General features: G+C 69.5%; 23 protein-coding genes and 1 pseudogene. 3 read left to right on the forward strand and 21 right to left on the reverse strand.

Annotated features, from left to right (window positions below; translation table 11 throughout):
- Genes rpsC through rpsJ form a run of 8 tightly spaced genes read right to left on the reverse strand, consistent with a single transcriptional unit; the run spans position 1 to position 4,233 of the window.
- Positions 1-753: a 30S ribosomal protein S3 gene (gene rpsC / locus ACFWGP_RS18570; protein ID WP_231430100.1), complete on the reverse strand. Its 753-nt coding sequence runs from the start codon at positions 751-753 to the stop codon at positions 1-3.
- Positions 753-1,118, reverse strand: a complete 366-nt coding sequence (rplV, locus tag ACFWGP_RS18575; RefSeq protein ID WP_092668524.1) for a 50S ribosomal protein L22 — start codon at positions 1,116-1,118, stop codon at positions 753-755. The genes rpsC and rplV overlap by 1 nt, the downstream gene beginning before the upstream one ends.
- Before the next feature lie 25 nt (positions 1,119-1,143).
- The gene (gene rpsS, locus ACFWGP_RS18580; RefSeq protein WP_231430099.1) at positions 1,144-1,425 is read right to left on the reverse strand and encodes a 30S ribosomal protein S19; all 282 of its coding nucleotides are present in this window, start codon (positions 1,423-1,425) and stop codon (positions 1,144-1,146) included.
- A gap of 12 nt (positions 1,426-1,437) precedes the next feature.
- The gene (gene rplB, locus ACFWGP_RS18585) at positions 1,438-2,277 is read right to left on the reverse strand and encodes a 50S ribosomal protein L2 (protein ID WP_231430098.1); all 840 of its coding nucleotides are present in this window, start codon (positions 2,275-2,277) and stop codon (positions 1,438-1,440) included.
- Between the two features lie 17 nt (positions 2,278-2,294).
- Positions 2,295-2,597: a 50S ribosomal protein L23 gene (gene rplW, locus ACFWGP_RS18590; protein WP_231430097.1), complete on the reverse strand. Its 303-nt coding sequence runs from the start codon at positions 2,595-2,597 to the stop codon at positions 2,295-2,297.
- Positions 2,594-3,253 carry a 50S ribosomal protein L4 gene (gene rplD / locus ACFWGP_RS18595; RefSeq protein WP_231430096.1) on the reverse strand — a complete coding sequence of 220 codons (660 nt, stop codon included), beginning with the start codon at positions 3,251-3,253 and terminating at the stop codon, positions 2,594-2,596. The genes rplW and rplD overlap by 4 nt, the downstream gene beginning before the upstream one ends.
- 3 nt (positions 3,254-3,256) lie before the next feature.
- Positions 3,257-3,916, reverse strand: coding sequence for a 50S ribosomal protein L3 (gene rplC, locus ACFWGP_RS18600; protein WP_231430095.1), 660 nt, complete (start codon positions 3,914-3,916; stop codon positions 3,257-3,259).
- Between the two features lie 8 nt (positions 3,917-3,924).
- Positions 3,925-4,233: a 30S ribosomal protein S10 gene (gene rpsJ / locus ACFWGP_RS18605; protein ID WP_017201594.1), complete on the reverse strand. Its 309-nt coding sequence runs from the start codon at positions 4,231-4,233 to the stop codon at positions 3,925-3,927.
- Positions 4,234-4,755: 522 nt separating this feature from the next.
- Here rpsJ and ACFWGP_RS18610 point away from each other — a divergent pair.
- On the forward strand, positions 4,756-5,214 hold the full coding sequence (locus tag ACFWGP_RS18610; protein ID WP_231430094.1) for an OsmC family protein: 459 nt from the start codon (positions 4,756-4,758) through the stop codon (positions 5,212-5,214).
- Between the two features lie 9 nt (positions 5,215-5,223).
- Here ACFWGP_RS18610 and ACFWGP_RS18615 read toward each other — a convergent pair whose 3' ends face one another.
- The 8 genes from ACFWGP_RS18615 to ACFWGP_RS18650 all read right to left on the reverse strand — a co-directional run bounded on the left by ACFWGP_RS18615 (position 5,224) and on the right by ACFWGP_RS18650 (position 13,084).
- Positions 5,224-6,429, reverse strand: a complete 1,206-nt coding sequence (locus tag ACFWGP_RS18615) for an acyltransferase family protein (protein WP_376931538.1) — start codon at positions 6,427-6,429, stop codon at positions 5,224-5,226.
- Between the two features lie 197 nt (positions 6,430-6,626).
- Positions 6,627-7,820, reverse strand: a complete 1,194-nt coding sequence (gene tuf, locus ACFWGP_RS18620) for an elongation factor Tu (RefSeq protein WP_231430092.1) — start codon at positions 7,818-7,820, stop codon at positions 6,627-6,629.
- A gap of 136 nt (positions 7,821-7,956) precedes the next feature.
- Positions 7,957-10,071, reverse strand: a complete 2,115-nt coding sequence (gene fusA, locus ACFWGP_RS18625; protein ID WP_275505458.1) for an elongation factor G — start codon at positions 10,069-10,071, stop codon at positions 7,957-7,959.
- 84 nt (positions 10,072-10,155) lie between these two features.
- Positions 10,156-10,626, reverse strand: coding sequence for a 30S ribosomal protein S7 (gene rpsG, locus ACFWGP_RS18630; protein WP_136708465.1), 471 nt, complete (start codon positions 10,624-10,626; stop codon positions 10,156-10,158).
- A complete protein-coding gene (gene rpsL, locus ACFWGP_RS18635; protein WP_022893888.1) occupies positions 10,626-11,000 on the reverse strand; it encodes a 30S ribosomal protein S12 in 375 nt (124 codons plus the stop codon). Before rpsL ends, rpsG begins: the two co-directional genes overlap by 1 nt.
- Before the next feature lie 256 nt (positions 11,001-11,256).
- Positions 11,257-11,976, reverse strand: coding sequence for a spermidine/putrescine ABC transporter substrate-binding protein (locus ACFWGP_RS18640; RefSeq protein ID WP_376931539.1), 720 nt, complete (start codon positions 11,974-11,976; stop codon positions 11,257-11,259).
- 2 nt (positions 11,977-11,978) lie between these two features.
- Positions 11,979-12,467 carry a DUF6121 family protein gene (locus ACFWGP_RS18645; RefSeq protein ID WP_376931540.1) on the reverse strand — a complete coding sequence of 163 codons (489 nt, stop codon included), beginning with the start codon at positions 12,465-12,467 and terminating at the stop codon, positions 11,979-11,981.
- Positions 12,468-12,526: 59 nt separating this feature from the next.
- Positions 12,527-13,084 (reverse strand): hypothetical protein, encoded by a 558-nt coding sequence (locus ACFWGP_RS18650; protein ID WP_376931541.1) that lies wholly within the window; start codon positions 13,082-13,084, stop codon positions 12,527-12,529.
- A gap of 140 nt (positions 13,085-13,224) precedes the next feature.
- Here ACFWGP_RS18650 and ACFWGP_RS18655 point away from each other — a divergent pair, with 140 nt between their 5' ends.
- The gene (locus tag ACFWGP_RS18655) at positions 13,225-13,866 is read left to right on the forward strand and encodes a TNT domain-containing protein (protein WP_231430088.1); all 642 of its coding nucleotides are present in this window, start codon (positions 13,225-13,227) and stop codon (positions 13,864-13,866) included.
- Between the two features lie 245 nt (positions 13,867-14,111).
- On the opposite strand, the gene ACFWGP_RS18660 is transcribed toward ACFWGP_RS18655, so the two are convergent.
- The 5 genes from ACFWGP_RS18660 to ACFWGP_RS18680 form a co-directional block, all read right to left on the reverse strand.
- Entirely contained in the window at positions 14,112-14,621 is a 510-nt protein-coding gene (locus ACFWGP_RS18660; RefSeq protein ID WP_231430087.1) for an Imm61 family immunity protein, read from the reverse strand.
- A 9-nt stretch (positions 14,622-14,630) separates the two neighbouring features.
- On the reverse strand, positions 14,631-15,197 hold the full coding sequence (locus ACFWGP_RS18665; protein ID WP_376931542.1) for a T6SS immunity protein Tdi1 domain-containing protein: 567 nt from the start codon (positions 15,195-15,197) through the stop codon (positions 14,631-14,633).
- A gap of 145 nt (positions 15,198-15,342) precedes the next feature.
- On the reverse strand, positions 15,343-15,684 hold the full coding sequence (locus tag ACFWGP_RS18670; protein ID WP_376931543.1) for a hypothetical protein: 342 nt from the start codon (positions 15,682-15,684) through the stop codon (positions 15,343-15,345).
- 119 nt (positions 15,685-15,803) lie between these two features.
- On the reverse strand, positions 15,804-16,082 hold the full coding sequence (locus ACFWGP_RS18675) for a hypothetical protein (RefSeq protein WP_231430084.1): 279 nt from the start codon (positions 16,080-16,082) through the stop codon (positions 15,804-15,806).
- A complete protein-coding gene (locus ACFWGP_RS18680) occupies positions 16,079-19,990 on the reverse strand; it encodes a glycohydrolase toxin TNT-related protein (RefSeq protein ID WP_376931544.1) in 3,912 nt (1,303 codons plus the stop codon). The genes ACFWGP_RS18675 and ACFWGP_RS18680 overlap by 4 nt, the downstream gene beginning before the upstream one ends.
- A 212-nt stretch (positions 19,991-20,202) precedes the next feature.
- On the opposite strand from ACFWGP_RS18680, the pseudogene ACFWGP_RS18685 reads away from it, so the two are divergent.
- A pseudogene (locus ACFWGP_RS18685) lies at positions 20,203-20,395 on the forward strand (hypothetical protein); the annotation flags it as partial.

The following is a 20,395-nucleotide window of genomic DNA, read 5'->3' on the forward strand; positions in this document are numbered from 1 at the left end:
TTATGCCTCAACTCCTGCGGTCGCCGGCTCGGCCTTGGGGGCGCGGTCGCGGCGGGGACGGTCGTTGCGGTCGCGGGACGGCTTCTGGGCCGCCTGCTCGCGCGCGAGTTCCTTGTTGGTGATGTCGCCCTTGTAGATCCAGACCTTCACGCCGATGCGGCCGAAGGTGGTCTTGGCCTCGTAGAAGCCGTAGTCGATGTTCGCGCGGAGCGTGTGCAGGGGCACGCGGCCCTCGCGGTAGAACTCCGAGCGGCTCATCTCGGCGCCGCCGAGACGGCCCGACACCTGGATGCGGACACCCTTGGCGCCGGCGCGCTGCGCGCCCTGCAGGCCCTTGCGCATCGCGCGGCGGAACGCCACACGAGCCGAGAGCTGCTCGGCGATGCCCTGCGCGACGAGCTGGGCGTCGGCCTCGGGGTTCTTCACCTCGAGGATGTTGAGCTGGATCTGCTTGCCGGTGAGCTTCTCGAGGTCGGCGCGGATGCGCTCGGCCTCGGCGCCGCGGCGGCCGATCACGATGCCGGGACGCGCCGTGTGGATGTCCACGCGGACGCGGTCGCGGGTGCGCTCGATCTCGATGCGCGAGACACCGGCGCGGTCGAGCGACGTCTGGAGCAGGCGACGGATCTTGACATCCTCGGCGAGGTAGTCGGAGTAGCGCTGACCGGGCTTCGTCGAATCGGAGAACCACCGCGACACGTGGTCGGTGGTGATGCCGAGACGGAAGCCGTACGGGTTGACCTTCTGACCCATTACTTCGTACCCTCCTCGGGCGTGCCGAGCACGATGGTGATGTGGCTCGTGCGCTTGTTGATGCGGAAGGCACGGCCCTGCGCGCGCGGCTGGAATCGCTTGAGGGTGGTGCCCTCATCGACGAACGCCGTCTTCACGTAGAGGTCCTGCTCGTCCAGGTAGGTGTTCGTGGCATCGGCCTTGACGCGAGCGTTCGCGATGGCCGAGGCGACGAGCTTGTACACGGGCTCGCTCGCACCCTGCGGGGCGAACTTCAGGATGGCCAGGGCCTCCTGAGCCTGCTTGCCGCGGATCAGGTTGACGACGCGGCGGGCCTTCATGGGGGTCACGCGGATGTGTCGCACGCGTGCGATCGACTCCACCATTTCTTTCCTCCTTCACACCACCGCGTCAGCGGCGGCGGCCCTTCTTGTCGTCCTTCACGTGTCCACGGAAGGTGCGGGTGGGGGCGAACTCGCCGAGCTTGTGGCCCACCATGGTCTCGGTGACGAACACCGGGATGTGCTTGCGGCCGTCGTGCACGGCGATCGTGTGACCCAGCATGGCGGGGACGATCATCGAGCGACGCGACCACGTCTTGATGACGTTCTTCGAACCGGCTTCGTTCTGCACGGCGACCTTGCGAAGCAGGTGCTCGTCGACGAAGGGGCCCTTCTTGAGACTGCGCGGCATCTTCTTCTACTCCTACTTGCGCTTCTTGCCGACGGTGCGACGACGGACGATGAGCTTGTCGCTCTCCTTGTTGGGGCGACGGGTGCGACCCTCGGGCTGACCCCACGGGCTGACCGGGTGACGACCACCGGAGGTCTTGCCCTCACCACCACCGTGCGGGTGGTCGATCGGGTTCATCGCGACACCGCGGACGGTCGGGCGGACGCCCTTCCAGCGCTTGCGGCCGGCCTTGCCCCAGTTGATGTTCGACTGCTCGGCGTTGCCGACCTCGCCGACGGTCGCGCGGCAGCGCGCGTCGACGTTGCGGATCTCGCCCGACGGCAGGCGGAGCTGCGCGTAGGGGCCGTCCTTGGCGACGAGACGCACCGAGGCGCCGGCCGAGCGGGCCAGCTTCGCGCCGCCGCCGGGGCGGAGCTCGATGGCGTGCACGACGGTACCGGTCGGGATGTTCTTGAGCGGCAGGTTGTTGCCCGGCTTGATGTCGGCGTTCACGCCGGCCTCGATCGGGTCGCCCTGCTTGAGCTTGTTCGGCGCGAGGATGTAGCGCTTCGTGCCGTCGATGTAGTGGATCAGCGCGATGCGGGCGGTGCGGTTGGGGTCGTACTCGATGTGAGCGACCTTGGCGGGCACGCCGTCCTTGTCGTTGCGACGGAAGTCGATCACGCGGTACTGGCGCTTGTGGCCACCACCGATGTGACGGGTCGTGATGCGGCCCTGGTTGTTGCGACCACCGGTCTTCGACAGCGGGCGGAGCAGCGACTTCTCGGGCGTCGAGCGCGTGATCTCCGCGAAGTCGGCGACCGACGAACCGCGACGACCCGGGGTCGTGGGCTTGTACTTACGAATAGCCATAGTTCTTCCTCTGCTCCTTAGCCGACAGCCGTGAAGATGTCGATCGAGCCGGACTTGAGGGTGACGATCGCGCGCTTGGTGTCCTTGCGCTTGCCCATGCCGAACCGGGTGCGGCGGGTCTTGCCCTGGCGGTTCAGGGTGTTGATCGACGCCACCTGGACGTTGAAGATCTTCTCGATGGCGAGCTTGATCTCGGTCTTGTTCGAGCGGGGGTCCACGATGAACGTGTACTTGCCCTCGTCGATCAGGCCGTAGCTCTTCTCCGAGACGACCGGCGCGATGATGATGTCGCGCGGGTCCTTGTTCTGTGCGGCGCTCATGCGGAGACCTCTTCCTTCTTCGCCGACTTCGCGGCCACGAAGGCCTCGAGCGCGGCGGTGCTGAAGACGATGTCGTCCGAGACGACCACGTCGTAGGCGTTCAGCTGGTCGACCGGCAGCACGTGCACGGTCTCGATGTTGCGGACCGCGCGCTCGCTGAGCTCCTCGCCACGGGCGAGGACCACGAGGAAGCGGTTGGCCGGCGCGATCTTGCCGAGGAGCGCGACCGCGTCCTTCGTCTTCGCGACGTCACCGGCGACGAATCCCTCGACCGCGTGGATACGCGAGCCGCGGGCACGGTCGCTGAGCACACCGAGGAGCGCAGCGGCGATCATCTTCTTGGGCGTGCGCTGCGAGTAGTCGCGCGGCTGCGGGCCGTGGACCGTGCCACCGCCCTTGTGCTCGGGAGCGCGGACCGAACCCTGGCGCGAACGGCCGGTGCCCTTCTGCTTGAAGGGCTTGCGGCCCGAACCCGAGACCTCGCCGCGGGTCTTGGTCTTGTGCGTGCCCTGGCGCGCAGCGGCGAGCTGGGCGACGACGACCTGGTGGATGAGCGGGACGTTCGTCTGAACGTCGAAGAGCTCGGCGGGCAGCTCGACCGTGCCGGACTTCTTGCCGGTCGCGTCGAGCACGTCGATGGTGTTGGCGGTAGCCATGGACTACGCCCCCTTCACTGCGTTGCGGACGAAAACGAGGCGGCCGCGCGCACCGGGAACCGCGCCCTTGACGAGCATGAGGCCCTTCTCGGCGTCGACGGCGTGCACGCGGAGGTTCAGCACGGTCACGCGCTCGCCACCCATGCGACCGGCCATGCGCATGCCCTTGAAGACACGGCTGGGGGTCGACGAAGCACCGATCGAGCCGGGCTTGCGGTGGTTGCGGTGGGAACCGTGCGAAGCGGAGACGCCCTTGAAGTTGTGGCGCTTCATGACACCGGCGAAGCCCTTGCCCTTCGACGTGCCGACGACGTCGACCAGCTGGCCGGCCTCGAAGGTCGCGTCGACGGTGAGCTCCTGGCCCGTCGCGTAGCTCGACGCGTCGGCGGTGCGGATCTCGGTCACGTGGCGACGGGGCGTGGTGCCGGCCGTCTTCTCGAAGTGGCCCTTGAGCGGCTGCGAGACCTTGCGCGGGTCGATGGCGCCGGCGGCGATCTGGACGGCCTCGTAGCCGTCCTTCTCAGCGGTGCGGATCTGCGTGACCACGTTGGGAGCGATCTCGATGACCGTCACCGGGACGAGCTTGTTGTTCTCGTCCCACACCTGGGTCATGCCGAGCTTGGTGCCGAGCAGACCCTTCACGTTCTTGGTAGCGGAAGACATCTGTTACCTCAGAGCTTGATCTCGATGTTGACGTCGGCCGGGAGGTCGAGACGCATGAGCGAGTCGACGGCCTTGGGCGTCGGGTCCACGATGTCGATGAGGCGCTTGTGGGTGCGCATCTCGAAGTGCTCGCGGCTGTCCTTGTACTTGTGGGGCGAACGGATGACGCACACCACGTTCTTCTCGGTCGGAAGCGGCACGGGGCCGACGACCGTGGCACCCGCGCGGGTCACCGTGTCGACGATCTTGCGCGCCGAGGTGTCGATGACCTCGTGGTCGTACGACTTCAGTCGAATGCGGATCTTCTGTCCCGCCATTGCTGACTCTCTCTCTGTCAAGGCGTCTTACCCCTTCCGAGGGCATCGGACGCCGCGTAGTCACTCCGTGTGAAGCACCACTGTTCTTCTGTCAAAGGCCGGTGATCGAGCCTGTCGAAACCACCCGCCCGGTCACCCGGGGCGGTGCTCTCGACACGCTCGACCTTCGAGCCCCAACCGGCGCGCACGCGCACGGGTCGCCCCGGGCGTGTGGTGGTCGGTTGTGTGTTCTGCTGCCTGCGGCCTAGCCTGACCCCGACTGCGCTCCGTGGGAACGGCGGGTGGCTATGCACTGCCTGACAGTGATTCGAACGCGCGCACAGGGGCCCGCGTTCGAAATGTTGAACTCAACGAGTTTGCCACATTCGGAGGGTGCGTGCAACCCGGGCGTGTCGCGCACGCTCGACTCCCAGCGAGCCCGCAGATTCGCCGGCGATCGCGCCGGTTCTCCGCCGATCGGGATGCTTCGCCGCCGGGCTCCGACATGATGGAGGGACACGCGCGAACCGAGGAGGAGCCCACATGTCGGAGACCAGGCCGCAGCCGAGTTCGAAGGAGGCGCCGGGCAGCGTCTCGGCGACCCGCGTCGGCACGCGCCGCTACGTCGGTCGCAATGCCCGCGGGGCGACGGTCGCGATCGGCGGCCTCGACGTCGAGGGCGTGCACTTCTCCCCCGGCGAGCTCTTGAAGCTCGCCCTCGCCGGCTGCGTCGGCCTCTCGGTCGACCGGCCGATGTCGCGCCGCCTCGGCGACGACGCCGAGCTCACGGTGTGGGCGCACGGGCAGTCGGAGGAGGCATCCAACAAGTACGAGCGCATCGGCGAGGAACTGCTGCTCGACCTGTCGGGCCTGGAGCCGGCCGAGCGCGACAAGCTCCTCGACATCATGGTGCGGTCGATCGAACGGGCGTGCACGGTGGGCCGCAGCGTCGAGGGAGCGATCGACGTGCACACGGTCATCGACGGCACCGAGATGCGCTGAGCCCGCGCGTCACTCCCGCTCGCAGGCGACCGCCCGCTCTGCCGCGATGCCCGGCGCGACGATGCCCGCACCGACGATGACGACGATCAGCCCGGCGAGCCCCGACAGCAGGAAGACGGGCCGGAGGCGCCGTCCTCGCCGCCCGTGCCGGAACGGATCCTCGATGAAGCGCTTCGAGAGACCCGCGACCGCGAACGACAGTGCGACGAGCAGCACCATCAGCCAGGGCGGGCTCGGCATTCCGGTTAGGTAGGGCACGAACATGAAGATCGGCCAGTGCCAGAGGTAGAGCGAGTACGAGACGTCGCCCATCCACTGCACTGGCCGGAGGCCGGCGAGCCCAGCCGGCGACCACGCCACCTCCGGCATGCCCGCCCACATGACGGCGAGGGTGCCGGCGACGGGCACGAGCACGACGGCCCCGGGGAAGACCTCGGGTGCACGGAAGGTCAGGATCGGCACCGCGATGAGCACGAGTCCTGCCCATGAGACCGCGGCGCGGAGTCCCGCCCGACCCGTGAGGGGCGACCGGCTCGCGATCGCGAGGATGCCGCCGATGCCGAATTCCCACGTCCGCGCGAAAGTCGAGAAGTAGGCGAGGTTCGCATCCTGCGCGGTGAGCGCGATCGAGTGCGCGAACGACGCGATCGTGACCGCGCCGAGCAGGGTCAGCACCACGGCCGCCGAGCCGGCCCTGTGCCGGGCGGCGAACCACAGCGCCGCGATGAGCAGGAGCGGCCAGAACAGGTAGAACTGCTCCTCGACCGAGAGCGACCAGAAGTGCTGGACCGGGGTGGACTCGAGATCGGCGCGCCGCGGGATCTGCGAGTCCACGGCGAGCTGCCAGTTCTCGTAGTAGAGCGCCGACGCGACGATCTCGCGGAACCACTGCCGCCACTCCCGTTGCGGGACGAGGAGCAGCGTCAGCGCCGACACGGCCAGGAGCGTGGCCATCGCCGCGGGGAGGATGCGTCGTGCACGGCGCAGGTAGAAGTCGCGCAGGGAGATGCGCCCGACGCGCTCGGCCTCGCGCATGAGGAGGCCGGTGATGAGGAAGCCGGAGACGACGAAGAAGACGTCGACGCCCATGTACCCGGCCGGCGCGACGGCCGGCCAGCCATGATGGAGCACGACCGCGCCCACGGCCACGGCCCGGAGAGCCTGGATCTCGGGACGTACCGCGGATCGAGCGAGGAGGGTGGGGGAACCGCCCATCGTCACCCAGCGTACGACGAAGGGGGCCGTGCCTCCAGTCCGGAGAATCCGACGCCGTCCCGACCCTCACCGCGTACGACGAAGGGGGCCGGGCCTCCGATCCGGAGAATCCGACGCCGTCCCGACCCTCGCCGCGTACGACGAAGGGGCCGGGCCTCCGGTGGAAGCCCGACCCCCTCAGGTCGCAGTCGCGAAGATTACTTGATGATCTTCGTGACGGTACCGGCGCCGACGGTGCGGCCACCCTCGCGGATGGCGAAGCCGAGGCCCTCCTCCATGGCGATCGGCTGGATGAGCTCGACCGTCATGTCGGTGGTGTCGCCGGGCATGACCATCTCGGTGCCCTCGGGCAGCGTGATGACGCCGGTGACGTCGGTGGTGCGGAAGTAGAACTGCGGACGGTAGTTCGCGTAGAACGGGTTGTGACGGCCGCCCTCGTCCTTCGAGAGGATGTAGGCAGTGCCCTCGAAGTTGGTGTGGGGGGTGACCGAACCCGGCGCCACGACGACCTGGCCGCGCTCGACGTCCTCGCGCTTGGTGCCGCGGAGCAGGAGACCGCAGTTCTCGCCGGCCCAGGCCTCGTCGAGCTGCTTGTGGAACATCTCGATACCCGTGACCGTGGTCTTCTGCGTCGGGCGGATGCCGACGATCTCGACCTCGGAGTTGATCTTCAGCGTGCCGCGCTCGGCGCGACCCGTGACGACCGTGCCACGGCCGGTGATGGTGAAGACGTCCTCGACGGGCATGAGGAACGGCTTGTCCTTGTCGCGCACCGGGTCGGGGATCGACTCGTCGACGGCCTCCATGAGGTCGAGGACCGACTGGACCCACTTCTCGTCGCCCTCGAGCGCCTTCAGGCCCGAGACGCGGACGACCGGAGCGTCGTCGCCGGGGAAGCCCTGCGACGAGAGCAGCTCGCGGACCTCGAGCTCGACGAGCTCCAGGATCTCCTCGTCGTCGACCATGTCGCTCTTGTTGAGGGCGACGAGCAGGTACGGCACGCCGACCTGCTTGGCGAGCAGGACGTGCTCGCGGGTCTGGGCCATCGGGCCGTCGGTCGCCGCGACCACGAGGATCGCGCCGTCCATCTGAGCCGCACCGGTGATCATGTTCTTGATGTAGTCGGCGTGACCCGGGGCGTCGACGTGCGCGTAGTGGCGCTTCGGCGTCTCGTACTCGACGTGCGAGATGTTGATCGTGATGCCGCGCTGACGCTCTTCGGGAGCCGAGTCGATCGACGCGAAGTCGCGCTGCACGTTGGTGGCCGACGGGTACTTGTCGGCGAGCACCTTCGAGATCGCGGCGGTGAGCGTCGTCTTGCCGTGGTCGACGTGACCGATCGTACCGATGTTGACGTGCGGCTTGGTCCGCTCGAACTTGGCCTTAGCCACTGTGGGTCCTCCTCAGGACTCGTGTAGGAACTCCGGGCGCTGGATTGCGACCGGCGTGCTACGGGGGTTGTGTTGTTATGTTACGCGAACCGGAAGGTTCGTGCGGGCGAAGGGCCGGAGCCCCCGCTAGGGAGACTCAGTCGCCCTTGTTCTTCTGGACGATCTCGTCGGCGACAGCCTTCGGGACCTCCGCGTAGCTCTCGAACTCCATCGAGTACACGGCGCGGCCCGAGGTCTTCGACCGCAGGTCGCCGATGTAACCGAACATCTCCGAGAGCGGGACGTGCGCACGCACGACCTTCACACCGGCGGCGTCCTCCATGGACTGGATCTGGCCGCGGCGCGAGTTCAGGTCGCCGATGACGTCGCCCATGTACTCCTCGGGAGTACGGACCTCGACGCTCATCAGCGGTTCGAGCAGAACGGGGTTCGCCTTCCGAGCGGCTTCCTTGAAGCCCATCGAGCCGGCGATCTTGAACGCCATCTCCGAGGAGTCGACGTCGTGGGCGGCACCGTCGATGAGGCGCGCCTTGACGCCCACCATCGGGAAGCCGGCGAGGATGCCGTACTGCATGGCGTCCTGGAAGCCCGCGTCGACCGAGGGGATGTACTCGCGGGGGATGCGACCGCCCGTGACCTCGTTCGAGAACTCGTAGATCTTGTCGCCCTCGACCTCGAGCGGCTCCAGCGCGAACTGGATCTTCGCGAACTGGCCCGAGCCACCCGTCTGCTTCTTGTGGGTGTAGTCGTGGCGCTCGACCGCGCGCTTGATGGTCTCGCGGTACGCGACCTGCGGCTTGCCGACGTTCGCCTCGACCTTGAACTCGCGCTTCATGCGGTCGACGAGGATGTCGAGGTGCAGCTCGCCCATGCCCTTGATGACGGTCTGGCCGGTCTCGGGGTTGAGCTCGGTGCGGAACGTCGGGTCCTCTTCGGCGAGCTTCTGGATCGCGGTGCCGAGCTTCTCCTGGTCGGCCTTGGTCTTCGGCTCGATGGCGACCTCGATGACGGGCTCGGGGAAGGTCATCGACTCGAGCACGACCTGGTTGTCGGGGTCGCACAGGGTGTCGCCCGTGGTCGTGTCCTTGAGGCCGATGACCGCGTAGATGTTGCCCGCGGTGACCGAGTCGACCGGGTTCTCCTTGTTGGCGTGCATCTGGAAGATCTTGCCGATGCGCTCCTTCTTGCCCTTGGTCGAGTTGACGACCTGGGCACCCGAGTCGAGGTGACCCGAGTAGACGCGCACGTAGGTGAGGCGGCCGAAGAACGGGTGCACCGCGACCTTGAACGCCAGCGCGGCGAACGGGTCGTTCGCGTCGGGGTGACGCTCGATGATCTCTTCCTCGTTGCGCGGGTTGCGGCCCTCGATGGCGGGCACGTCGAGCGGCGACGGCAGGAAGTCGATGACCGCGTCGAGCATCGGCTGCACGCCGCGGTTCTTGAACGCCGAGCCGCAGAGCACCGGGTAGATCTCGGAGTTGACGACCATCTTGCGGATGGCGCCCTTGATCTCGGCGACCGTGAGGTCCTCGCCGCCGAAGAACTTCTCGAGGAGCGCGTCGTCGGTCTCGGCGACGGTCTCGAGCAGGACCTGACGGTACTCGTCGGCCTTGTCCTTGAGGTCGGCGGGGATCTCCTGGACCTCGTACTTGGCACCCATGGTCACGTCGCCCTTGGCGTCGCCGGGCCACACGAGGGCGCGCATCTCGATCAGGTCGACGACACCGATGAAGTCGTTCTCGGCACCGATCGGGAGCTGGAGCACGAGCGGCTTGGCGCCCAGGCGGTTGACGATCGTGTCGACGGTGAAGTAGAAGTCGGCACCGAGCTTGTCCATCTTGTTGACGAAGCAGATGCGCGGCACGTTGTACTTGTCGGCCTGACGCCACACCGTCTCGGACTGGGGCTCGACGCCCTCCTTGCCGTCGAAGACGGCGACCGCGCCGTCGAGCACGCGGAGCGAGCGCTCGACCTCGACCGTGAAGTCGACGTGGCCGGGGGTGTCGATGATGTTGATCTGGTTCTTGTTCCAGAAGCAGGTCACGGCGGCAGACGTGATCGTGATGCCGCGCTCCTTCTCCTGCTCCATCCAGTCGGTCGTCGAGGCGCCGTCGTGGGTCTCGCCGAGCTTGTGGTTGACGCCCGTGTAGAACAGGATGCGCTCGGTGGTGGTGGTCTTGCCGGCATCGATGTGGGCCATGATGCCGATGTTGCGGACCTTGCTCAGGTCGGTGAGCACGTCTTGTGCCACGGGGGTTCCTCCGGGAGGTTCAGGAACGGAAGTGAGAGGGAGAGCGGATGCCACGGCGAGCGCCGAGGCATCCGCTCGGCCCGACTACCAGCGGTAGTGGGCGAACGCGCGGTTCGACTCGGCCATCTTGTGCGTGTCTTCGCGGCGCTTGACCGCGGCACCGAGGCCGTTCGAGGCGTCGAGGATCTCGTTGGTGAGACGCTCGGTCATGGTCTTCTCGCGGCGGGCCTTGGCGTAGCTGGTGAGCCAGCGGAGCGCCAGGGTGTTCGCGCGGTGGGGCTTGACCTCGACGGGGACCTGGTAGGTCGAACCGCCGACGCGGCGCGAGCGCACCTCGAGGGTCGGGCGCACGTTGTCGAGCGCCTTCTTGAGGGTCGCGACCGCGTCCTGGCCCGACTTGGCGGCGACGTTCTCGAGCGCCTCGTAGACGATGCGCTGCGCGAGGTCCTTCTTGCCGTCGATCAGGATCTTGTTGACGAGCTGGCTGACGACCGGCGAGCCGTACACCGGGTCGGCGACGACGGGGCGCTTCGGAGCGGGTCCCTTACGAGGCATTACTTCTTCTCCATCTTCGCGCCGTACTTGCTGCGGCCCTGCTTGCGGTTCTTCACGGCCTGCGTGTCGAGCGCGCCACGGACGATCTTGTAGCGCACACCGGGGAGGTCCTTCACACGACCGCCGCGGATGAGCACCATCGAGTGCTCCTGCAGGTTGTGGCCCTCACCGGGGATGTAGGCCGTGACCTCGGTGCCGTTCGAGAGCTTCACACGGGCGACCTTGCGGAGCGCCGAGTTCGGCTTCTTCGGGGTGGTCGTGTACACACGCGTGCACACGCCGCGCTGCTGGGGGTTGGCCTTCAGGGCGGGAGCCTTGGTCTTGGTGACCTTCGGCGAGCGACCCTTGCGGACCAACTGCTGAATGGTTGGCACTGCTTCTCCTTGTTGTGCTGCACGGTGACAGCTGATGATGGATTTCACATCAGACCCGCCGGCGCCGCAGAACTGCGGAACCTTGGATGGTGGGTATGCCGTGGGGGTGAGCCGCAGAAGTCCGCGGGCACCCGAATGCGCGCGCGTGAACGCGCACACCCGATCAATGGTAATGCCCCGTAACGTTGCGGTCAAACGGCGCCGGCTTCGCGGACGGGGAGAACGCGGAATGAGGCCCGCGCGACGCCGGCGACGGTCACCCGGCCCAGCCCGGCGCGTCGAGTTCGCGGTCGAGGTCGGCGAGCATGTCGGCGACCTGCGGCTCGACGAGACGTTCGACGGCGTTGCCGATGCGATAGCGGTGCTGGGCGAGTTCGACGCAGATGCGTCGACCGAGCTGCTTGGCGAACTCGTCGGCGAGCCGCACCTCCTCGCGCAGCGCCTCCTTCTCCTCCGGGGTGAAGGGGCGCGGTGCGGGTTCGTTCGCCTCGGCCGCCGCCGTCGCCTCGAGACCGCCGAGCGTGAACAGGAACGGCTGGTCGGGCACCGGCTCGGGGTCGAGCTCGAGTCCGAGGTACTCGGGGTCGAGCCCCTCCCCCGCCCGATACGGTCGCCTGGCCTTGCGCTCCTCCGCGAGGCGGATCTCGCGGTGCAGCATCGGCAGGTTGCGCGCCGTGTAGTCGTCGACGGCGTCGTCGATGATGCCCTTCATGCGCATCGAGAAGGCGTGCTGCACGGGGTGCGGCACGTCGACGTCGAGACCCGCCGCCGCGATGATCGGCGACCCGAAGCAGCGCTGGCAGAGCCGGACCCGGGCACGGTGCGTTCCCGGCCGCCACCGCGGCAGCCATTGCAGCCAGCGGTCGACCTCGTGGCTCACGCGCGCCTCGACCGAACCCTCCATCGGGTTCACGATACTGCGCGCGGCGCCGCGGCGGGCCGAGGCGGCGAACGACTGGCGCGCCGTGCAAGGCATCCCTACTGCTCGTCGTCGCGCTCCCAGGGCCAGCGCGGGCGCTCCATGCCGCCCTGCCGACCGCGCGCGACGAGCACCGCGAACGCGGCCGTGACGAACGCGCACGCCGGCACGATGAGGCCGAACCAGCCGAGCCCGAACACGAGACCGAACCGCACGCTCTCGGCAGGGGGGTCCGACGAGCCGAGCAGCCGGCCGATCGTCGCGACCGCGACGAACGCGAGCCACGAGGCGAGCGTGGCCACGAGCACGGTCACGACCGCGCGCTCGGGATGCCGCAGCAGAGCGCCCAGGCTCACGAACACCGCCACGACGGATGCCGCGACCGCCGCGGGGGCGACGAAGATGCCGACCGCCGGATCGCCGACCACTTCGAGGTCGAAGAGGAGGCTCACGAAGCCGAAGCCGCAGACGACGAGCGCGAGGTCGAGCGCCGCCGCGAAGCTCGCGACCACCCACGCGTTGCGCGTCCGGAGCTCGTCGTCGGCCATCTCTCGAGGCTACGCCCGATCGCCGGCCGCGTCGCCGGGACGGCCGGTGCGGCCTCGCGTCAGTCGACGACGCGGATCGAGTGGACGATCGAGTCGAGCGACGGCGCCGCGTGCGCGACGAGCTCCTCGGGTGCGGGGCTCACCATGACGCGAACGGTCGCGCGATCGCCCTGCAGGAGGTAGGCCAGGCCGGCAGCCGGACGCAGGCCGGGCTGGGGCGCGAACCGGCAGCGCACCGCGATGCCCGTGCCGAGGCCGGCGACCTCGATCGGGTCGACGGCGGGGCGCCCCTCGAGCTCGGCATCGCCGAGCAGCGCGCGCACGAGCGAGCCCGCGATCTGCTGCGGCTCGGTGACGCCGATGCTCACGACGAGCGCCGCCGCACCGGGGCCGGGCAGGTACAGCAGTCCGACGGCCGCGCCCGGCAGGATGCGCGACGGCGCTCCCGCGGCGAGTGCGCGCACGGCGTCGAGCCGTTCGGCCGTCGTATCGGGATGGCGACGGAGGAAGCCCGCGACCACGTCATCGGCCCACACCGCGGCCTCGTCGCCGTCGGTCGCCGCCTCGGCCGGAACGCGCAGCCATGCGGTGTTCGGCGCATCGAGTTCGAGTCTCATGCCATCCAGCATCCCATGCAGGCCCGGTGGCCGGGGACGACGCGGGCTCTGCCGGTGCATGGCGGGCCTCGCCGTGCATGGGGAGTTCTCCCCATGCCCGGCCCGGGCGCGAACCCTCGCCAGCGGCTATCGTTGACCGCATGTTCGAGGATCTGAGACGAGCGTTGGCCGAGCGCGGCCTCGGCCCGCGCGACCTGCTGCTGCCCGGCGAGACGGACGAGCCGCTGCAGGGCGGGCTCGTGCTCAGACCGGCCGCATCCGGGTTCGAACTCGTGACCGTCGACTACGGCCAGGCCGTCGTGCTGCGACGCTGGCCCACCGCCGAGGAGGCGTCGGCGGGTGCGCTCGAGTACCTCGCCCGGCCGCTGCCCGCGCCCGAGCGAGCGAACGAGACGGCCCTCGCATCGGTCGCCGCGAGCGCCACTGGGCACTACGACGAGCTCCGCGCGCGACTGGCCGACGGTACATCGTTGCTCATCGAGCTGCCGGCGGGCCTCGTGCTCGACCGCATCGGTGCCCTCGACGGCGTGCAGCTCTTCCCGAGCGGCACGTCGGTCGAGGCGCGTGCCCTGCCGCCGACCGCGCTGGTCGACGGCGCCGCGCTGCACCGCTTCATCACCGCCGGCGACGTGCTCGTGCGGGCCGCGCTCGTGCAGCCGTGGTTCGGGCAGCCGGGTGGCGGCCTGCGCTTCACGCTCGCCGACGACTACGTCGGCATCCGCGACCTCGTGGTCGCCGACCGGCTCCGCCGCGTCGAACTGATCCCCGCGCCCGCGGTCTGAACGCCGGCAGTCCTACGCCGGCGCCGGAGCGTCCGGTCCGGCCGCCGCGCCTCTGATCGCATGCTCGCAGCGGACTGCGGACTGCGGACCGCGATGACGCTGGCCTCGATGGCGGTCTCACCGACGTTCACTTCGGGCACGTCGCGCCTTCAGACACGAAATCGCCAGCGCGCGAGCCGGCACGGAACCGACGCCACCCGATGAACACGACTCGGCCCATGCGAGCTCTCCGCCTCGGATCGCGGTCAGCGTATGAGGAACAGCGGGCGCCCGCCCGGGTGCTCGAGCGACGCGATGATCTCCTCCTCGGTGCGGCGTGCGACCGAGGTGAACTTCGCCGCCTCGGATGCGGCAGTCGATCCGGGCGGGAAGATCGCCGCGTGCGGTTCGCCGTCGGACACCCAGCGGAGCGTCTGCTCGGCCTCGCCCGTCTCGAGGTCGAATCCTGCCGGAAGCGATTCAGGGGAACCCGGGAAGCGGATGGGCCGCTGCCGGAGGTGCGAGCGCACGTGCACGCTCAGCAGCATGAGCAGGTACTTCCGGACGAGACCCATCTCGCTGCTCGACACGAGCAACCGTGGGACCTCGTTCCGCGCCTGACGCGTCAGTTCGAAGCCGCCCTCGCGTGCGCGGATCTCGTACAGGATCTCCATGTCACCGATCGAGAGCACCGCGTCGGCCGACGGAAACGTGACGACGCGCCCGTCGGCGGCGTAGTCGACGATCGGATCGGACCTTTCAGCCGAGGCATCCATCGCCGAAGACTAGGCCGTCTGCAGGTGTGCGCGCACCTGCGGCTGACCGGCGAGTTGCGCGATGACCGCAAGGTGCTCGTAGAGGCCCGACAGCTGCAGGTTTCCCGCGTCGGGCCGGCCACCGAGCGCGAGCAACGGAACGAAACCGTAGCACTGCTCGAACCCGGGCGCGCCATCGCGGTCGCGGGCGGCCGGGTACGGCTGCCACTCCCAGGCGACGTCGCGCTGAGCCGGGTCCTCGACGAGGGCGACCAGCTCGTCGAAGCTCGCGCCCTCGACGAGGTCGATCACCCCCCAGCGCGGCTTGTACACGAGGTAGAGCCCGTTGACATACACCACCAGGTCGCCCAGCGCCGTCGTGAAGAGCACGGTGGATGCCTCGGGCAGACCGATGACCCCCTCGAGCATCTGCGCGGCGCGGCCCGGATCGACGAGGCGGAAGTAGCCGTCTCCGACGAGGCCGGCGCCGTCCGTGCGCCAGAGCTCGGTGACCTCGGCGGGCACCTGTCCCTCGTAGGCCCGGATCGTTTCGTCGGAAATGGGAGCGACCGGCTCGAAACTCCGGAACCTCGTCATGCGTACGCCTTCCTCAGTTGGGTCTGATCAGCTCGTCGTGTCCGATCCGGGCGAGCCGGATGCCTCCGCGGCGGTCAGCACTCGGCCACCCGGGAAGTCTACCCAGCGGGGTGCGGGAGGGAATGGGGAGCACTCCCCATGGGCTTCAGGCGTCGTGTTCCGGAAGACCGACGCGCCCGGCGAACGGTTCGACGAGCACGGCGAACTGCTCGACCGTCAGCTTCCGCCGCTTCAAGATCGCACGGGCCGTCGTCGAGATCGCCGCCCGCGCATCGGAGTGGAGTCCCACCAGATGGGCATCCAGCTCATCGGCCCGAGGGAGCAGCCCCGCACGGATGCGGTGATCGAGCTCCGAGTTCTCGCTCGCCGACGGAACCGCCGCGCGGCTCGCCTCCTTGCCGCCCTCTGCGCGCAGGTCGACCAGCCGGTCGAACGCCGCCTCGAGCTCCTCGGCAGGCAACCCAACGGCCTCATCGACGAAGCGCATCGTCTCGGCATCCAACACTGGGCCTCCAGTTCGCTCGGGCGGTGACTCGGAAAAGCCTCAGTCTATGAGAACTTCGCGACACCGCGCGGGCATGGCGGGGTGGGCGGAACGACGTCCGCTCACTCGTGCACGGATTCGACCCGGTACCCGAGCGCTCGAACCGAGTCGAGGAACGAATCGAGATCGGCGGCGCCCCGGAGCAGACTGCCGAGCTCACCCTCGTTCACCGACATGTAGAAGGTCGCCGTCGCGAACGGATGGGTCACCGGCGGTGCGCCGGGCGGCGGCGGTGGCGTCGACGTGCTCACGAGGATCCCGCCTTCGCCCCGCAGCTCGAGGGCGAGACGATCACCGGCGAACACCCGATACCGGGGCGGGTCTTCCTGGATCCGGTTCACTGCGCTCCCTTCGCTCCGTAGAGCCCATCGATCAGAGCGAACATCTTCGGATCGTTCACTCGCAGCCACTCCCGCGTGTACTTCGCGGTCACCGCCGCGGTCGGACTGTACGCGTGACCATGGTAGGCGGCCACGGAGTTCGCGAAGTACTCCTCCTTGTTCGCCGCCGAGTACCAGTCGGGATCCAGCCAGTCCTTGTGGCCGGATCCCCCGGCGGTGCCGCTGTTCACGACCGGCTGAGCGGCGACGCGGTCGGCGTGGAGCTGCGCGAGGGTGTTCACCTGATCGGGCGTCAGTGCGGAACGCTGCAGCCCGTGACCGCCCTCGTGTGCGGCGACGAAGCCGGGCCCGTAGCCCTGCGGAACGGCTGCGAGCGCCTCCTCACCGATGGCGACCCTGACCCGCCCGTTCACGACATCCTGGATTCCCCGGACGTCGGCCCACTGGCGACCGTCGAAGGTCTGCAGGCCCGCCAGGTGCGCATATTCCGCAAGCTCGGTGAGCTTCTTCCCCGCGGGGATGATGTCGATGGCCACCGGATTCGCCGCGAGCAGTGCACGGTTCTCGGGCGCGAGACCACCGAAGAGTTCCTCGGCCTGCACCCGCGCCTGGTCGATCGAAGCCTGCGAAGCGCCGTTTCCGTTCACCTCGCAGAGGTCCGCGAGGGACGGCTGGGATGCGGCATCCGCGTCGGCGTCCTCAGCGGGCGAGGCTTCAGCCGTCTCCGAACCGGTCTGCGCCGCAGTGGTCTCAGCATCGGCGGTTTCCGCCTCGGTGGTCTCAGCCACGGTGGTCTGGGGGTCGCCCGCTTCAGGGTCGGGCGTCCCGTCATCGGTTGAAGACGAGTCGGGCGTGCCCGCGTCGGTCGACGTCGACTCGGGCGTGCCCGCGTCGGTCGACGTCGACTCGGGCGTGCCCGCGTCGACCGTCGCCGCCGGCCCGGTCGCACCGGTCGGCGGGGTCGCCGACCCGTTTCGCGACAGTTCTGGCGCGGCCGGAACGTCGGACGATTCCGCCGGAGTCGGGTGCGGGGTCGGGATCGGCCGCCCCGCGGCATCCTCCGGCGACATCGGCGACCGCGGGTCCGAGTACGTTCCCGAAGCGCCGTCGACATCCGTCCGCACGAGGGTGCCGTCGGAGATCATCTGGTCGACCGTGAGCGCATTGCCGTCCGAGTCGAGGATCCGGACCTGCAGTCCGCCGCCGTCGCGCCCGAACGCCGGCGCGATCTCGGAGACCTCGATACGGGTGCCCGCCGGAAGTGAGTCGCCGAACCGGTAGATCGAGTACGGATCGCTCAAGTTGCTCGGCGGCAGCGACCGCGCCTCGAACGGGGTGCCGGGGAAGGAGAGGAAGTCTCCGTACGGGCCACCCATCCGGTCGAGCTCGTCGCCGTAGTCGCGGACGAACGCGTCGAGCGCGTCGGGGCCCGAGTATTCGACGAACGTGTCGGGGTTCGCACCGTGGTTGCCCGGGTAGACCGGACGACCCTGCGCGTTGGTGTAGCGGCTCTCCCACTCGTCACGCGTGTACGGCGTGCCGTCGTCCCCACGGCCGTACGGCGCCTCCGGGTCGGTGATGAGATGCGAGATCTCCGAGGGGACCGTTCCCGGGTGGGCGAACGGGTCGGCCAGGTGGCCGCTCTCGCCCGGGTTGCGCACGTCGCCGTAGTTCGGGTCGACGGGACTCGTCGACGCATGGTCGGGGACGCGCTCCCAGCTGGGGCCGTGATCGGCGCCGGACAGCACCGGGTCGCCCATCTCGGGGGTCCACGGTGTGCCGGTCGACGCCGACGGGCTGCCTGCACCATCGGCAGAACCGACCGCGGCCGCCCGCGTCGCACCCGCGTCCGCACCGCTCGTGGTGCCGCCGGCACCGGCACGCGACACCGAGGTCGCGTTCGCGCCGCCCGTTGCGCCCGTCGACGCACCCGGAGTCGCAGCGGTCGACGTGCTCGCAGCCGGCGCGGTCGCCGCGGCGGCGGGCGCCGGAGCCGGGCTCGCGGCGGACGAGCCCGGCGCTGCCGGGGCCGAGCCGGCCTGCGCCCCCGAACCTGCGGCTCCCGGCGCCGGAGCCGGCCCCGACGTCACCGGCTTCGCGGAGGTCAGGGTCGCCTGCGTGGCCGAGACACCGGTCTCGAGATTGTGCGCACCGAGCTGGACGTTCAGCTTGATGTGCGCGCGCAGCGCCGGATCGATCTTCCGCACAGCACCCGCGACATCCGCACGCAGGTCGTCGAGACGACGGCCCGGCCACCCGGCACCGAGCGCGCTGTTGATCGGTGAGTGACCCGCGCCATCGAAACGGTCGGCCCGGCCGCCCGCGATCTGATCGGGGCCGTGCAGCACCGCGGGCGTCGGGTAGGTCACACGTACGCCGTTGGCGGTCAACGTCTTCAACGCCGACTTCTGCAGGTCCTGCGCGACCCGGTTCTCGCGGTCGTAGAAGTTGATGTTGTGCTGCCACTCCGACACCGTCAGGTCGTTCAGCCCCTGCTGCTGCAGACCGACCTGGCGCTGGAACTCGGCCCAGTCATGGTTCGGGTTCTTCGGAAGATTCGGGTCCTTCCGGTTGAACGCGTCGACCGTGATCGCGTTCTTCAGCGAGAACGAGCCATCGTCGTTCGCGACGATCGGCGAGTTCGGCTGCGCCGCGAGGGCGGTCAGCTGGCTCCGGATCTCGGGCGTCAGATCGGGGATGTTGTAGCCGTTGTACGTCGTGCCCGGCCCCGCCGAGCCATCCGACGGGTGCGTCGGCGACACGGTCGCCTGACTCGTGAACCCGGAACCGCTCCGGTCACCGCCGTCGCCATCCGTCCCGGAGGACGTACCCTCCGAGCCTGCGGGGGTGGTGGACGCCGTGGCCTCCGGGGTCGTCGCGACCGGCGATGCCGGTGCCGGTGCTCCCGAGTGGGGCGCGGTCGCGGCCGGCGTGCTCGGGGCGGGCGGCGCCGTCGGTGCAGCAGGCGCACTCGGCGTCGTCGCGCTCGGCGCACTCGGCGTCGTCGCGTCCGGCGCACTGGGCGTCGACGCGTCGGGCTTCGCGTTCGGCTTCGACCCGTCGGGGTTGGTGACGTGCTCGGGCTGGATCGACGCGTCCCAGGTCGTCGCGCTCGGCTCGTTCGGCGGCCACGGCGAGCGGCTGCCGGTCTGCGCGTCGAGCGACCACACCGTGGTGCCGTCGAAGTACGCATTGAACCAGTGACCGTCGCCGGTGGAGCGGTCGATGCCGACCACGCAGTGCGACCCGGGACCCATGTCGCGCAGCGTGGCGTCGATCTGGGCCGGCGTCATCGGCGTCTGCGGGTTGCCGGTGCGCGCCTCCATCTGCGAGATGTCGAGCGTGCCGGTCGTGGCTTCCGCCGACGACGTCCCGTTGAGGAAGTCGTTGAGGTTCGACGAGGTGTTGCCGCAGTTCGTGGCGTACCCGTTGGCAGGGTCGGACGGGTCGTAGTGCGGGTTGATCTGCGCGAGGGCCTGATCGATCTCCGCGAGCGTACGGTCGGAGTGGTTGCCCGACGGCTGGTTCGAGTCGGCGCTCGAGCCGTCACCGGTGCCGTTGGCCGGCTGCTGCGGCGTCGAGCCGTCGCCCGCCGCGGTGCCGCCAGGAGTGCCCGGCTGGGCGCCGGCGGGTGCCGCAGGAGTGGCCGGCGTCGCACCGCCCGCTCCGGCACCGGCGGCCGACGACGTCGTGGGCGTTGCGGTGCCCGAGCCGCCGAACAGGTTCGTCGGCAGGATCGAGGGCTTGCTGAGCAGGGCGGCGGCCCCCGCCGCTGCGGCGCCCGCGCCCGCCACCGGAGCCACGTCTTCCAGCGTGAGCTCATTCGACTCGGGGGATGCCTCGGCGTCGCCGTCCTTCGACGACCCGACCTCGGCCGCGACCGAGTCGCCGTCGAGCTGCGTGGGCACATCGGTCAACTCGATGTCGACATCGACGTCGGCCGGGGCCGTCGCACCCGACGTCGGCGCCGAGGTCGACGTTCCGGATGCGGCCGCCGCAGGGGTGCCGGCTTCAGGAGCCTCCGGCGACGCGCTCTCGGGCGAAGCCGGCGCAGCGGCCTCGGGAGCCGTCGGCGCAGCGGCCTCGGGAGCCGTCGGCGCAGCGGCCTCAGGAGCCGTGGGTGAACCAGCCTCAGGAGCCGTCGGCGAACCAGCCTCAGGAGCCGTCGGCGAACCAGCCTCAGGAGCCGTCGGCGAACCAGCCTCAGGAGCCGTCGGCGAACCAGCCTCAGGAGCCGTCGGCGAACCAGCCTCAGGAGCCGTCGGCGAACCAGCCTCAGGAGCCGTCGGCGAACCAGCCTCAGGAGCCGTCGG

This window comes from Agromyces sp. NPDC127015 (assembly GCF_042725165.1).
GTDB lineage: Bacteria > Actinomycetota > Actinomycetes > Actinomycetales > Microbacteriaceae > Agromyces > Agromyces chromiiresistens.

Coding starts and splice junctions, on each gene's coding strand:
- rpsC (WP_231430100.1), bottom strand. CDS start 753: ATGGGTCAGAAGGTCAACCCGTACGGCTTCCGTCTCGGCATCACCACC.
- rplV (WP_092668524.1), bottom strand. CDS start 1,118: ATGGTGGAGTCGATCGCACGCGTGCGACACATCCGCGTGACCCCCATG.
- rpsS (WP_231430099.1), bottom strand. CDS start 1,425: ATGCCGCGCAGTCTCAAGAAGGGCCCCTTCGTCGACGAGCACCTGCTT.
- rplB (WP_231430098.1), bottom strand. CDS start 2,277: ATGGCTATTCGTAAGTACAAGCCCACGACCCCGGGTCGTCGCGGTTCG.
- rplW (WP_231430097.1), bottom strand. CDS start 2,597: ATGAGCGCCGCACAGAACAAGGACCCGCGCGACATCATCATCGCGCCG.
- rplD (WP_231430096.1), bottom strand. CDS start 3,253: ATGGCTACCGCCAACACCATCGACGTGCTCGACGCGACCGGCAAGAAG.
- rplC (WP_231430095.1), bottom strand. CDS start 3,916: ATGTCTTCCGCTACCAAGAACGTGAAGGGTCTGCTCGGCACCAAGCTC.
- rpsJ (WP_017201594.1), bottom strand. CDS start 4,233: ATGGCGGGACAGAAGATCCGCATTCGACTGAAGTCGTACGACCACGAG.
- ACFWGP_RS18610 (WP_231430094.1), top strand. CDS start 4,756: ATGTCGGAGACCAGGCCGCAGCCGAGTTCGAAGGAGGCGCCGGGCAGC.
- ACFWGP_RS18615 (WP_376931538.1), bottom strand. CDS start 6,429: ATGGGCGGTTCCCCCACCCTCCTCGCTCGATCCGCGGTACGTCCCGAG.
- rpsG (WP_136708465.1), bottom strand. CDS start 10,626: ATGCCTCGTAAGGGACCCGCTCCGAAGCGCCCCGTCGTCGCCGACCCG.
- ACFWGP_RS18640 (WP_376931539.1), bottom strand. CDS start 11,976: ATGCCTTGCACGGCGCGCCAGTCGTTCGCCGCCTCGGCCCGCCGCGGC.
- ACFWGP_RS18645 (WP_376931540.1), bottom strand. CDS start 12,467: ATGGCCGACGACGAGCTCCGGACGCGCAACGCGTGGGTGGTCGCGAGC.
- ACFWGP_RS18650 (WP_376931541.1), bottom strand. CDS start 13,084: ATGAGACTCGAACTCGATGCGCCGAACACCGCATGGCTGCGCGTTCCG.
- ACFWGP_RS18655 (WP_231430088.1), top strand. CDS start 13,225: ATGTTCGAGGATCTGAGACGAGCGTTGGCCGAGCGCGGCCTCGGCCCG.
- ACFWGP_RS18660 (WP_231430087.1), bottom strand. CDS start 14,621: ATGGATGCCTCGGCTGAAAGGTCCGATCCGATCGTCGACTACGCCGCC.
- ACFWGP_RS18665 (WP_376931542.1), bottom strand. CDS start 15,197: ATGACGAGGTTCCGGAGTTTCGAGCCGGTCGCTCCCATTTCCGACGAA.
- ACFWGP_RS18670 (WP_376931543.1), bottom strand. CDS start 15,684: ATGCGCTTCGTCGATGAGGCCGTTGGGTTGCCTGCCGAGGAGCTCGAG.